The sequence below is a fragment of the Botryobacter ruber genome (assembly GCF_003347595.2).
Lineage (GTDB): Bacteria > Bacteroidota > Bacteroidia > Cytophagales > Hymenobacteraceae > Pontibacter > Pontibacter ruber_A.
Map to the genome: position 1 here is coordinate 211768 of NZ_QCZK02000024.1, position 12319 is coordinate 224086.

Genomic DNA, 12319 nt, shown 5'->3' on the forward strand with positions numbered 1-12319 from the left:
AAGGTGTTGGCTCCCTTACACCTTACGGATGTGAGACGGATTGGTAACTACCAGTTCAGCTTCTCTCCCGCTACTCCTCCGTTTTCGGCGGCGGACGGCGCATGATGGGCCGCGGACGAGGCGGTTTTGGCTTTTCTGCAGGAGCCTCTACTCCTTCTGCACCTGGTTTGGGCTGTTCCGGTTCCGGTTTTACCTCTTCGGCAGGTGTTGACGGTTCCGTAGCTGGTGCAGAGGTTTCTTTAGGCTTTTCAGCAGGTACTTCCGGAGCCGGAGCTTCCGGTGCTGCTGGCGGTGTGGCCGCTCCGGGACGTTTTATGATGGGTCGTGGCCGCGGCGGTTTAGGCGCTGCAGGTTGCGCTTCAGTTGGAGCATCAGCAGTGTTCTCTCCTTCTGTTGGGGCCGGTGCCGGTGGCTCCTGTGGCGGTTTCTGCAGTGCCGTTGGCCGCTTGATAACCGGGCGCGGACGCGGTGGCGTTGGTTTGGCACCTTCTTCAGTAGCTGGCGGTGGCGTCTCAGCTGCCGGCGGCGTAGCAGGAGGTGCTGCGGCACTTTCAGGCGCTTCGGCAGCCTTGTCCTGCGGCGGCTTTTGCAAAGCGGCAGGCCTTTTGATTACTGGTCGCGGACGTGGCGCTGGCTTGGCTGCCTCTGCTGCTGGCTGCTCTGTTGCCTGCTCACCTGCTGGAGGCGTTGCATCCCCGGCTTCGTCAGTAGCTGCCGGCTTTGGAATAACGGGTCGTTTGATAACCGGACGCGGACGTGCGGCTGGTTTAGCAGCTTCGGGTGCCTGTTCTGCCGCTTGCTCGCCCACAGCAGGCGCCGTTGCAGCTGCTTCATCGGGCGTGGCTGGTTTGGAAATAACCGGACGTTTGATAACAGGCCTGGAACGTGCAGGAGTTGGTTGAGCTGCCTCGTCGGGTTTGGGTGTTTCTGCACCAGCCTCCCCTCCTTCAGCTGCCGGTTTTGGCCGCATGGCAGCAGGACGGGGCACGACAGGCCGTGGTTTGGGAGCAGGTGCAGGCGCTTCCTGTTTTTCAGCACCAGCCTCGCCTGCGGCTGGCGCTGTAGCCGAAGCATCGGCAGCAGGGGCAGCAGGGGCAGCACGACGGGCAGACGGACGGGCAGGCGCAGCAGTTACCTCCGGTTTTGGAACAGCATCCTCCGCCAGGTGATAGGAAAGTCGAACATCGTTGAGCACCATTTTTACGGCCATGTAAAAGCTGTTCGGGTGCATCTGCGCATACATGTTCGCCCACTCTTTGCAACGCATGGGGTCGTCTGCCTCAAAAGCTGCCTTGTCTATCCTTCTTTTTATCAGAAATTCTTCAAACGTCATACTTGCTGCGTTACGTGCTCCTTAACCGGTTCGGGGTGCTGCCCACCGGCTTTGCATTCCGGTAATTTCACACAAATATATAAAATTCGCAGGCCTGCTGCAGGTTATATTGTTTTGGTGCCCACCGGTAAGGCCAAAAGTTCTGCTGCACCTGCCACCACAGCCGCTGCTGCTTCTTTTCCGGTTCCGGCGCAGCAACAACTTCTATCAGCTACTTGCAGTATTGTGAAGAGGGAAAAGCAGCAAGTACAAACGTATGGCAGCAAAGGCAACGAAAGAGATGGTGCTCGTGATCGGCGCCTGCGGACAGCTGGGTTCGGAGCTGACGCTGGAGCTGCGATACCTCTACGGTGGCGCGAATGTAGTGGCCGCTGACATCGCTCCTCCCAAACAGGCCGAGCTGTTGGAATCAGGCCCGTTTGAGCAGGCCGATGTGCTGGACATGAAGGCGCTGCGCCACCTGGCTTCCAAATACACCTTCACGCATATTTACCACCTGGCGGCCATCCTCTCGGCGGCGGGCGAGAAAAACCCGGAATTTACCTGGCGCCTCAACATGGACGGGCTGCTGCATGTGCTGGACCTGGCGCGCGAACAAAAGACAGCCCGCGTATTCTGGCCGAGTTCCATTGCCGTGTTTGGTCCGCACACGCCCCGCCACCACACGCCCCAGTACACGCCCATGGACCCGAACACCGTCTACGGCATCAGCAAACAGGCCGGGGAGTTGTGGTGCGCGTATTATTTCGAAAAGTATGGCCTCGATGTCCGCAGTCTCCGCTACCCTGGCCTCATCAGCTACAAAGCTCCTCCCGGCGGCGGTACCACCGATTATGCCGTGGATATTTACCACAAAGCCCTGAAAGAGCAGAAGTATGCCTGTTACCTGCGCGAAGACACCTTCCTGCCCATGCTCTACATGCCCGATGCCATTATCGCGGCCCTCGACCTGGTGCAGGCACCTGCCAGCCAGGTAACGGTGCGCTCGGCGTACAACCTCGGCGGCATGAGTTTAGCGCCAAAAGACATTGCCGCTGCCATCCACGAGCACATCCCTGCCTTTGAAATCAGCTACCAGCCCGACTACCGCCAGCAGATAGCCGACTCGTGGCCGCAAAGCATCGACGACAGCAGCGCCCGTCACGACTGGGGCTGGAAACCCGCCTACGACCTGCCCGCCATGACCGCCGACATGCTCCAGAACCTGAAAACCAACCTCTCTGCCAACGCGCCACTGCCATTATAGCAGCAGTAGCTCATTTTTTATACACCTCATCTTCAGCGCAATAATCACAAAACTTCCAGGTTTGAAATAAATTTTGATGTTTAAACCGCAGCTACCGCGCATAAAGGTATAGTTATTGCTATATAGGGATAAACCAAACAACCCATAATTATTTCACAATCATGAAAAACAAATTAGTACTTCTTCTCATGATGCTTGTTTTGGCCGCAGGAGCAAACGCCCAGGACAGCAACAAAGCCGCAACCGGTAACACTACTGCCGAAATCGGCCTGAACTTTAACAACGGTACCTTTCTGCAGGGCGGCAACCTGCGCTTCAGGCATTTTATGGCCGACGATATGGCCGTTCGCTTAGGCCTTGGCGCGAACTACAACTACAATAAAATTAGCGAAGACGCTAATTCTTCCGTATTCAGCCTGCGGATTGCACCCGGCATAGAAAAACACTTTGCCGGCACCGAAAAATTATCACCTTATGTTGGAGCGGAACTTCCAATCGGCTTTACTACTGCCTCTTACGAAGATGCCAATTTTGAGTACAGAGGCGCTTCAGCACCGGGCACTAACGCCAACAGATCAAACTTTAATATTGGCCTGAACGCTGTTGCTGGCGTTGACTATTACTTTGCCAGCCACTTCTACGCCGGTTTCGAAATTGGTGCAGGAATTACCTATTTCAAAAACAGCGACGTGGAAGTTGAAAACAAAAACAATGGCAATGTGAACAATACCAAAGGCTACCACAGCCTGAACTTCTCTCCTTTCGCGACAGGAGGCATTCGGGTAGGTTTCGTATTCTAACACCTGCTTACCAGCACAAACAAAAGCAGCCGGCACCACCCTTGCCGGCTGCTTTTGTTTTTACCTTAACCCGCTGCTGCTTTTCTCCGTCTATAGGGTTGTATTTCCAATTAAACCAATGACAATAACAGAATCAAACGATAACCACCTGCGGCAGCTTATTTTTGAGAAACCCCGTGTGATCGTAAAATATACGGATGAAGAATGCCTGATTTGTAAAGAGCTTTCCCCTTCCTTTGCCAGCTTATCTTCCGACCCGACGTACGGCGAGATAGTATTTGTCCGGATGAACGCAAAGGAAAACCCGGTTTCGAGCAAAGAAGTGAAGCTGACAGGCACGCCTTTTTTTGCAACTTACAAAAACGGGACCTTATTGGAGTGCGGCGTTGTTAGTACAGAAGAAGGCATAAAAGCAATGTTGGCTAAGCTTCTGGAAATTAAGTAAATTGGCGCTCCTGCCATAGTAGCTGATTCGGAAAAGCTGTAACTTGCATCGCTTTTTTTTAATCAGCAACAAACGTGAAAAAACTTATCTCCCAAACAGCTGCTTCCTTACTTTTTGCAGCAACCCTCAGCCTGAGCTTACCAGGCTGCTCCGGCACATCAAACCTAAACACGGAAGCCCCTGTCAGTTCGGTGGCAGCTACGCCTGCTTACCAGCCACGGCTCTCTTCTGTTTCGGTGCCTGTTTCAGTTTCGATCAGTGCCATAGAAGAAAGGCTGAACAAGGAATTTGCCGGCGTGCTCTACAAAGACGATAAGCTGGAAGGCGACAATGTAGCTGTTACCGTATCGAAAAACGGCCGCCTGAGCATCCGGGCCGACAAAGACAAAATTTACTTCAGCGTGCCGCTCCACATCTACGCCAAAGGGCGCTGGAAGTGGGACCCCTGCAAACTCTGCCCTACCATCGACAAAACCGAAGACACGGCTTTTGACATGGTGATCAACACCGAGAGCAGGTTCGGCATTACGGAAGACTACAGCATCAAAACCATTACCAGCACCGACTTTGAGTGGGGCAATACCAAACCTACCCTGCAACTGGGTCCGCTGAAGATTGGCCTGGCCCGCTTCGTGGAGCCTAAAATGCACGAGCAGATGGCGCTGATGGGCAAACTCCTGGACAAGGAACTGCAGAACCACCTGAACATGCGCAAGTATGTTGTAAATGCCTGGCAGCTGATACAGGAGCCTGTAAAGCTGGACGACGGGCTGGATGCCTGGCTTAACATTGTGCCGCAGGATGTGCGCATTGCACCCTTCCAGGTAAAAAACGGCAACCTGAGCACCCGCATCGGCATCACGTCTTTCATCTCCGTTAGCACGGATGGTAAGCCGCAGATACAGGTAAACAAAAACCTGCCAAAGCTCCTGATCGACAACCGCCTCAGCGACGACATTCAGATTGGCCTTACCGCTAACATTCCTTATGAGCACGCCAGCAAGCTACTGCAGGAGCAGGTAGCCGGGCAAACCTACAAATTTGATGGCGACAAGAGCCAGCTCACTGTAAAAAATGCCACCATTTCTCCGGGAGGCCAGCAGCTGATCATGATGCTGGATGTAGACGGCAAGACCAAAGCCGGCCTGTTTACAAAGAAAATAGCGGGCAAAATATACCTGCGCGGCACCCCGTACTACGACGCCCAAAGCGCTACCATCAAAGTACGCGACATCGACTACGACCTCGACACCAAGGACAAACTCCTCAGCGCCGCCAGCTGGCTCGCAAAAGACAAGTTCAAGGAAATGATACAGGCGCAGGTGAACTTCCCGGTACAGGGACAGCTGACAGAGGCGAAGAAGATGCTGCAGAAAAACCTGGACCAGTCGGCACGGGTGCACGAATCGGTGCTGCTGCGGGGAAGTATTAAAGATATTGTACCCGAAAATATCTACCTGACACCGGCCGGCATAAAAGCCGTCATAACCGCAAATGGTAACCTGACTGCTACTATTGATAAGTTGTAGTTCTGGAGAGATTTTAAGGTAAAAAGAGGAAGGGCTGCCATGATTTGGCGGCCCTTCCTCTTTTTACTTTAATCTAGCCTTTCAGAACCCGCTTTTACTGCTCTTCGCTACGGGCATCGGGCTGTTGAAGATCGTGTCGGGCACATGGGCCGGCACGGCTATGCGGTGCAGCCGCAGGTCGCTCTGCAGGCTGCTGCGGTCGGCGGCAAGTTTTATGCTGCCATAGTCACCATAGTCGGACCACCTCCGGATGAAGACCGGGGTGGCACTGGTGCTGTCGCTGAAGAAGGCCCACTGCGTTACCAGCCCCTCCGCCTTATCAACCCAGACCAGGTACTTCCCCGCTCCCTCTTCCGGAAACGTAACTTCGAGCATATCGGCGGGAGCGCCTGTTTGCGTTTTGCCTTCACCCGCATATGCCAGGTCTGTTTCTTTATCCAGGAGCCGGAAGGGCATCAGCAGCCAGAACGAATTGTAGGTCCATTGGGCGTAGGCATGGTCCAGCAGGTCGCGTACTTTTTGCTCGTCCTGCAGGGCCTGCCCCCGCTCGTACACTTTCCCGGTTCTGGCCCGGATGTCCAGCACCGCCACCAGGCTGTCCTTTTCCCAACGGAACTGCTGCTGTTGCTTATCCCAGATCTGGTACTGCCCGATAAAGGCCCACGAAATAAAACGCGTCGCCTCCCAGCCTTCGGCGCCGCCCATCTGCTGCAGTACCCGCTCCGCCAGCGCTCTGGCTTTGGGATCGGCGCCGGCCTGTGCAGGTTGTGGCGCCAGTGCTGCCTGCTGCAGGAACAGGCACACTATCAGTACAAATTTCAATGGTCTCATCCGTCTCCTCCTGTCTTTGCTTAGCTGCTGCTCTTGTATACGTACTCCCGGTGCCGGGGCTGCCTTTTCCTGCTCCTGGCACAGTACAAGCAGGAGCAGAGGCTATGGTGGCAGCTGCAGTAAAGCTTTTGCAGGATTAACGGCCCTTTCAGGCTGCAGCGGCTGAAGAGTTAACCAATATCAGTAGCTGCCGTATCAGAAAACGTTTTAACTAACATGCAAAAAGTGCCAATGGCAAACCTACTACTAAAGAAAACGCTTCCGCTGCTAAAGGCTACCTTCTCCGGCTTTAACGAAAACAACTCGCTTATGCTGGCGGCTGCACTGGCTTTCAATGCGATCTTCTCTATTCCGCCGCTCCTGATTATCATCATCCGGGCTGCGGGTTTTTTCCTGGGAGAGGAGGCTGTTTCCGGAGAGTTATCGAACCAGATTGCTGCCGCTATCGGACCTAATGCAGCAAAAACAGTTGAAAACATCATTCAGAATGCGCATGTGAGCGAATCGGGGGGGCTCGCTTTCTGGATCGGGCTTGGCACCCTTGTTTTTGCTTCCACCACCTTCTTCGCCACACTGCAGGAGTCGCTCAACCGGGTCTGGAACCTGAAACCCAAACCTACAAACGGCATCCTGAAAATGCTGAAGGTCCGGATGTTTTCTTTCGGAATCGTGATCAGCATGGCGTTCCTGATGCTTTTGTCGTTGCTGGTAAGTGCGCTGGTTTCCATTTTAAGCGACTTTTTAAAAGACACTTTTCCGGACATCAGTTTCTTTGTTATCCGGGCTATAGATTTTGCGCTCTCTGTTGGCATCATCACCCTGCTTTTTGCCCTGATTTATAAATACCTTCCGGACGCGATTATCCGCTGGAGCGATGTGTGGGTGGGCGCTTTTATCACGGCCCTGCTTTTCGTGATTGGCAAATTCCTGATCAGCTGGTATGTTGGCACCAGCGACCCCGGCTCTGCCTATGGCGCCGCAGGCTCTATTATCGTGATCCTGGTCTGGATTTATTATACCTCGGCCATCGTGCTCCTGGGGGCTGAATTCACACAGCAATTTTCCGTGATGTACGGGCACAACATACTTCCGAAGGAACATGCTACTTTTTACCGGGAGCAGGAAATAGCGGAGTTTCCTAAGTTTTCGAGCAAAGGCACCGGAAGGCCCCGGGCAGAAGGCAGGTTTAACAAGGAAAGCTCCTGATAAAAAACCAAAAGCGCCATTTCCAGGAAAGGAGATGGCGCTTTTGGCGGGCTAAAAGTACTATCTTTAGGGTGTTTCCTTTACGGCCAGCTGGCCGCAGGCAGCGTCTATATCTTTACCCCGGCTGCGGCGCACATTTACCTGCACCCCACGGTCGGCGAGGTAGTAGATAAAGTTTTGCCACTTTTCCTCGTCTGTATTCACAAAGTCGGCATTCTCGATGGGGTTGTACTCAATCAGGTTGATTTTGCAGGGGATGATCCTGGAAAAGCGCAGCAGCTCCTCCGCATCCTGCAGCGTATCGTTAAAGTTGGCGAACACAATGTACTCATAGGTTACTTTACGGCCTGTTACCTGGTGGTAGTATTTGAGTGCATCCGTTAATGCTTCAATCGAGTTGGTTTCGTTTATCGGCATGATCTGGTTGCGCTTCTCGTCGTTGGCGGCGTGCAGCGACAAAGCCAGGTTGGCTTTAATGCCGTCATCAGCCATTTTCTTAATCATCTTGGCAATACCGGCCGTACTTACCGTGATGCGGCGAGCCGCCATGTTCAGGCCATCGGGCGCCGTAATGCGCTCGATGCTTTTCATTACGTTGGCGTAGTTGAGCATTGGTTCGCCCATGCCCATGTACACGATGTTGGAGAGCGGCGTACCGTACTGCTTCAGGCTCTGCTCGTTAATGCGCACCACCTGGTCGTAGATTTCGGCGGCATCGAGGTTGCGCAGGCGGTCCATGTAACCGGTGGCGCAGAACTTGCAGGTAAGCGAGCAGCCTACCTGGCTCGACACGCAGGCGGTTTTACGCTCCTCATGCGGAATCAGCACCCCCTCTACAATGTGGCCATCGTATAGTTTGAAAGCCGATTTTATGGTACCGTCGTTGCTCAGCTGCTCCCTGGACACCTGCACCGCATTGATGGTGAAGTGCTGTTCCAGTTTCTCGCGCAGCGCCAGGCTCACATTGTTCATCTCGTCGAATGACTGCGCAGCATGCTTCCATAGCCAGTCGTACACCTGCTTTGCCCGGAAAGGCTTCTCGCCCTGCTCTACCAGCCACGCCTTCAGGTCGTCTAAAGACAGCTTTCGGATATCTTTCTTGTTCAGGATATTGATGTCTGCGATTATCGTCATACAGCAAAATTACAAATTCATTTTCATTACAAGCTATAAACCAAACATTTACAACCTAAAATGATGCTTATTTTATACTTCAGGTAAAACAATGGGAATCACTTTTGAAGTTTTCCTGCTTCTGCTCCCTAAGCCACAACAAATATACTGATAAAATAGCTCCTTTGTATAGCAATAAAAAAGCCTGTCCGGCTGAACAGGCTATTCCAGGCCCTGAACCATACCAGGTTATTTTTTGAAACGAACAAAGGACACTCCTACCAGCAGCAACCCGGCAACTATCAAGGCTAACTTGAGGCGGTCTGCCTCGTCGTCCTGTTCCCGAATCTTGTTTTCCTGCTGCTCAATTAATCTTCGGCTTTCCGCCAGTTCATTTCTGAGCGTTTTTTCCCGCTCCTGGCAGGCTGCTACTGTCGCGTTGCTTTCCTGTACCTTGTTCGTCTGCTGCTTAAGTAAATGGTTATAATAACTGGCATCGGGCTGCTTAACCTGGGGCGTGTATTTCCTTGTGATAATCCGGGGTGCCGGTTCAGGGCAGGGGATACTGTCGGCTTTTACCACCACCTCCTTTACAACTGTGTCAACTATAGTGTCCGTTTTGGTTACTGTTGTTTCGCGGGCAGGAAACCAGTCCGCATACTTTTGTTCAACCATTTCAGGCCAGCGCTCTTTTAAAGCGTCCTGCGTCTGCTCTGCCGCCTCCTGAGTTTCGGTGGCTTTATCGATTGCCTTTTCGGTGCTCACGCAGGCTAAGACCAGTAGCAGCAAACCTATGTATAACAGCAGTGTTCTCATATACTTGTTGAAGAAGGATTACAAAGGAGAAAGCCTATGCCGGCAGTTTTACTACGAAGCGAACGGCCTTACCAGATATGATTATCCTGTTAGATTCCAGCAGCAACAGCATGATCTTTGTCGCGCGGGCGCTGCAGGGCCTAAAAACAATCCTGACAAGCCGGAGAAAACACCACTGCAACAACATACCCCACCTCCCATACAGCCAGGAAAGGCACAGTTGTCGTTCTGCAAAAAGTCAGGTGCTGGATTCCAGCTTCGCCTTCACCTCCTCCGGCAGCGCGGTTAATTTACGGGTTGTGTAGTCGAAGCAAAGCATACCTGTTTTGGCGCGCGCTATCTCTTTGCCGTGCTGGTTGAACACGTGGTACGTAATATCGAAACCGTATTTGCTCAGATCGGCAAACGCCATGTTGATGGTTAGCACATCGCCGTAAAAGCTCTCGCCTTTGTAGGAAATAGCCACATCGGCCATAATCAGGCTGGCGCCACCCATTTCCAGTTCGGTATAGCCAAAATGCGCTAGCAACTGCACACGCGCCTCGTGCAGGATGGACAGCAGGGCATCGTTGCCCAGGTGGTTGCCATAGTTCAGGTCTGTTATCCGGACCGGGATGTGGGCTTTGAATGCGGTATCTGCCGGAATTTCTACTTTTACACGTGCCATTTCAGGTTTATTTTTTTGCTAACTATCTGTTATTGTACCTCCTGTAAATTAGGGCAGGAATTTTATTTATAACAATCGATAATTCGTTTATACATTTGTAAAGTAACACAACAAAAATGTACCTCGAAATCAGAAAAACGAAAGATGGCTCTAACACTCTGTTTGTACCGGCTCTCAACGAGCATTATCATTCGGTGCATGGGGCGCTACAGGAATCGCAACACGTTTTTATAAAGCACGGACTGGAGCACGTGCTCACTACCAAAACCGATATCAAAATACTGGAAGTTGGTTTTGGCACCGGCTTAAACGCTATACTTACGTTACCTTTTGCCTTGTCGCAGAAAGCCTTTATACAGTACGATACCCTCGAAAAGTACCCGCTCAGCGAGAAACTGGTGGAGCGGCTGCACTTCGAGCAGTTTATCCTGAACCCGGAACTGCAGGACTACTACCTGCAGCTGCACCACTGCAACTGGAACGAGCCGGTAACGCTGATGCCTTTCTTTACCCTGCAGAAAATTAACGAAGGACTGGAGGATTTCTTTCCCCCGGAAGCCTATTACGATATTATTTACTTCGATGCCTTTGCACCCGAAAAGCAACCGGAACTGTGGACCGAAGAAATCTTCCGGAAGCTGTACCAGGCCACCAGGCCCGGCGGTATTTTAGTTACCTATTGCGCCAAGGGCTCTTTTAAGCGAAACCTGAAAGCCGCTGGTTTTGAAGTAGAAGCCCTGCCCGGCCCTCCGGGTAAACGCGAAATGACGCGGGGACTAAAGCCGATCATTCTGTAACCATCATTACCGGGCAACAGCAGCAGCAAATTATGAAGCTGCAGGCGGCGGAATTTCCCCTGTTTTAGATGGAAATTCCGAAAGGAATTATTTACCTTACCACTTTGATAGCGTAGCACTAAACAACTCTGACATGGAAACCATCGCTTTGATTGCGCATAACAATAAGAAGACGGATCTTCTGAACTGGGTAAAGGAAAATCACCAGGCCCTACGCAAGTACGACCTGGTAGGCACCACCAATACGTCTGCCCTCATCAACGACCTGCTCGACATGAACATCAAGCCTTTCGGGCATGGCCCCAGCGGTGGCGATATTCTGCTGGCTGCTAAAATTCTGCAGGGCGAGATTCATAAGGTCATTTTCTTTATCGACGCCGAAACCCCGCACGGCCACGAGCACGACATCCAGACGCTCATCCGTACGGCAGTGCTGAATAACATACCGATTGCGCTCAACCGTGCTTCAGCCAACTTTATGATCCTGGAGAAGGCGTCGCAGTAGTTCAGGCTCCTGTAGCAGCACCAGCCTCGACGGGCGCTGCTGTAGGAATATGCAGGAGCAGCGGGTATGGTGGCTGCTGCAGCAAAGCTTCTCCTGTATTTCCGGAAATTGTAACAACTACTTTGATAAGGTATACCCAGCAAAAAGCCTCACTTCCTGAAACAGGTAGTGAGGCTTTTACTTTCTCCGCCTTAGGCGTAATATTTTCGGGTGAAAACCGGTTATATGTTAAGCGGTTGGATAAAACCGCAGTTGCAGTAACTTCAGGCCATCGTTGTCATAATCCCAGAAGTATCCCTCCATTGCCTCATCAAAGAGTGGATAGGTGCCTGCCTCCAGCAGCACATTGCCATCACCATCCAGAACATCTGCCAGCAGGGTAACATAAAGAAGCGAGCCGCTAACATCCGTAAACTTGCCATACCTGGCTCGGTCTAAGGTAATTCCCTCACAAGAAAGCACAGCCTCTACATACGTACCATCTTCTGTCTGCACCATATCGGCGCAGGTTGTTATGGTTACAGAACCTTTCTGATTGCCAGGAATACGCGCCCAAACTGTCCAGGCATTCGACACATTCTGGGGTAACTGGAATCTTGCACCATTTGAGTCGGTTCCGTTAGCATCCAGTACCTGGAAGCTTTCTCCCTCCGGTGCCGGAGTTAAACCTATCTTTGTTTTACCCTGTAGGTCAACAAAGATTCTGCCGCCGTTATTGCCGGTCATGTCAGCGGTTTTTCCTTTTGGAACGCCAATAATGTTTAGGTTATAGTGCACACCGCTGGGAGCACCGTTACCTGTCGCCAACGTGGTAGATGCCGCATCAAGGGCAGCTGTCGGGGTGATTTCCTGCTCTTCGGAGCAGCTCATTGTAAATAATGCCGGAAGTACCAGCAAGGCAAACAAACTTTTTCTTTTCATAATATATATAGCTTAAGTTATAAAAGAATTTTGTTTGCTGTAAATATATAATAAATTTTATATAATGTTATACCATTATATATTTATTTTTTAATACTTATAATTATTTT

General features: G+C 51.7%; 13 protein-coding genes. 7 read left to right on the forward strand and 6 right to left on the reverse strand.

The features are described 5' to 3' along the window. Positions 1 to 70: 70 nt before the first annotated feature. Positions 71 to 1333, reverse strand: a complete 1263-nt coding sequence (locus DCW36_RS06215) for a hypothetical protein (RefSeq protein ID WP_125185090.1) — start codon at positions 1331 to 1333, stop codon at positions 71 to 73. A 256-nt stretch (positions 1334 to 1589) separates the two neighbouring features. On the opposite strand from DCW36_RS06215, the gene DCW36_RS06220 reads away from it, so the two are divergent. The 4 genes from DCW36_RS06220 (at position 1590) to DCW36_RS06235 (ending at position 5353) form a co-directional block, all read left to right on the forward strand. Beyond that, positions 1590 to 2579, forward strand: coding sequence for an NAD-dependent epimerase/dehydratase family protein (locus DCW36_RS06220; RefSeq protein ID WP_164891044.1), 990 nt, complete (start codon positions 1590 to 1592; stop codon positions 2577 to 2579). A 161-nt stretch (positions 2580 to 2740) separates the two neighbouring features. Further along, positions 2741 to 3379, forward strand: coding sequence for a BT1926 family outer membrane beta-barrel protein (locus tag DCW36_RS06225; protein WP_114777482.1), 639 nt, complete (start codon positions 2741 to 2743; stop codon positions 3377 to 3379). A 118-nt stretch (positions 3380 to 3497) separates the two neighbouring features. Next, positions 3498 to 3824: a thioredoxin family protein gene (locus DCW36_RS06230; RefSeq protein WP_114777483.1), complete on the forward strand. Its 327-nt coding sequence runs from the start codon at positions 3498 to 3500 to the stop codon at positions 3822 to 3824. 74 nt (positions 3825 to 3898) lie between these two features. Beyond that, the gene (locus tag DCW36_RS06235) at positions 3899 to 5353 is read left to right on the forward strand and encodes a DUF4403 family protein (protein ID WP_114777484.1); all 1455 of its coding nucleotides are present in this window, start codon (positions 3899 to 3901) and stop codon (positions 5351 to 5353) included. An 81-nt stretch (positions 5354 to 5434) separates the two neighbouring features. Here DCW36_RS06235 and DCW36_RS06240 read toward each other — a convergent pair whose 3' ends face one another. Continuing rightward, entirely contained in the window at positions 5435 to 6184 is a 750-nt protein-coding gene (locus tag DCW36_RS06240; RefSeq protein ID WP_125185091.1) for a hypothetical protein, read from the reverse strand. Positions 6185 to 6415: 231 nt separating this feature from the next. Here DCW36_RS06240 and DCW36_RS06245 point away from each other — a divergent pair, with 231 nt between their 5' ends. Beyond that, positions 6416 to 7390, forward strand: coding sequence for a YihY/virulence factor BrkB family protein (locus DCW36_RS06245; RefSeq protein WP_114777738.1), 975 nt, complete (start codon positions 6416 to 6418; stop codon positions 7388 to 7390). Between the two features lie 66 nt (positions 7391 to 7456). Here the strand turns inward: DCW36_RS06245 and rlmN are convergent, their stop codons facing one another. The 3 genes from rlmN to DCW36_RS06260 all read right to left on the reverse strand — a co-directional run bounded on the left by rlmN (position 7457) and on the right by DCW36_RS06260 (position 9986). Beyond that, positions 7457 to 8524 (reverse strand): 23S rRNA (adenine(2503)-C(2))-methyltransferase RlmN, encoded by a 1068-nt coding sequence (gene rlmN / locus DCW36_RS06250; protein ID WP_114777486.1) that lies wholly within the window; start codon positions 8522 to 8524, stop codon positions 7457 to 7459. A 228-nt stretch (positions 8525 to 8752) separates the two neighbouring features. Continuing rightward, a complete protein-coding gene (locus tag DCW36_RS06255) occupies positions 8753 to 9319 on the reverse strand; it encodes a hypothetical protein (protein WP_128396954.1) in 567 nt (188 codons plus the stop codon). 238 nt (positions 9320 to 9557) lie between these two features. Next, the gene (locus DCW36_RS06260) at positions 9558 to 9986 is read right to left on the reverse strand and encodes an acyl-CoA thioesterase (protein WP_114777488.1); all 429 of its coding nucleotides are present in this window, start codon (positions 9984 to 9986) and stop codon (positions 9558 to 9560) included. Between the two features lie 116 nt (positions 9987 to 10102). Between DCW36_RS06260 and mnmD the strand changes: the two genes are divergently transcribed. Together mnmD and DCW36_RS06270 are read left to right on the forward strand one after the other, a co-directional pair. Next, positions 10103 to 10783 carry a tRNA (5-methylaminomethyl-2-thiouridine)(34)-methyltransferase MnmD gene (gene mnmD, locus DCW36_RS06265; RefSeq protein ID WP_114777489.1) on the forward strand — a complete coding sequence of 227 codons (681 nt, stop codon included), beginning with the start codon at positions 10103 to 10105 and terminating at the stop codon, positions 10781 to 10783. 133 nt (positions 10784 to 10916) lie between these two features. After that, complete coding sequence (locus tag DCW36_RS06270; protein ID WP_114777490.1) at positions 10917 to 11288, forward strand: methylglyoxal synthase; 372 nt, start codon at positions 10917 to 10919, stop codon at positions 11286 to 11288. A gap of 228 nt (positions 11289 to 11516) precedes the next feature. Here the strand turns inward: DCW36_RS06270 and DCW36_RS22830 are convergent, their stop codons facing one another. Further along, entirely contained in the window at positions 11517 to 12209 is a 693-nt protein-coding gene (locus tag DCW36_RS22830; protein WP_240676078.1) for a hypothetical protein, read from the reverse strand. Positions 12210 to 12319: the final 110 nt, after the last annotated feature.

Bases quoted from the DNA above. Each gene is read 5' to 3' on its own strand.
- DCW36_RS06215 (WP_125185090.1), bottom strand. From the start codon at position 1,333: ATGACGTTTGAAGAATTTCTGATAAAAAGAAGGATAGACAAGGCAGCT.
- DCW36_RS06220 (WP_164891044.1), top strand. From the start codon at position 1,590: ATGGCAGCAAAGGCAACGAAAGAGATGGTGCTCGTGATCGGCGCCTGC.
- DCW36_RS06225 (WP_114777482.1), top strand. From the start codon at position 2,741: ATGAAAAACAAATTAGTACTTCTTCTCATGATGCTTGTTTTGGCCGCA.
- DCW36_RS06230 (WP_114777483.1), top strand. From the start codon at position 3,498: ATGACAATAACAGAATCAAACGATAACCACCTGCGGCAGCTTATTTTT.
- DCW36_RS06240 (WP_125185091.1), bottom strand. From the start codon at position 6,184: ATGAGACCATTGAAATTTGTACTGATAGTGTGCCTGTTCCTGCAGCAG.
- DCW36_RS06245 (WP_114777738.1), top strand. From the start codon at position 6,416: ATGGCAAACCTACTACTAAAGAAAACGCTTCCGCTGCTAAAGGCTACC.
- rlmN (WP_114777486.1), bottom strand. From the start codon at position 8,524: ATGACGATAATCGCAGACATCAATATCCTGAACAAGAAAGATATCCGA.
- DCW36_RS06255 (WP_128396954.1), bottom strand. From the start codon at position 9,319: ATGAGAACACTGCTGTTATACATAGGTTTGCTGCTACTGGTCTTAGCC.
- DCW36_RS06260 (WP_114777488.1), bottom strand. From the start codon at position 9,986: ATGGCACGTGTAAAAGTAGAAATTCCGGCAGATACCGCATTCAAAGCC.
- mnmD (WP_114777489.1), top strand. From the start codon at position 10,103: ATGTACCTCGAAATCAGAAAAACGAAAGATGGCTCTAACACTCTGTTT.
- DCW36_RS06270 (WP_114777490.1), top strand. From the start codon at position 10,917: ATGGAAACCATCGCTTTGATTGCGCATAACAATAAGAAGACGGATCTT.
- DCW36_RS22830 (WP_240676078.1), bottom strand. From the start codon at position 12,209: ATGAAAAGAAAAAGTTTGTTTGCCTTGCTGGTACTTCCGGCATTATTT.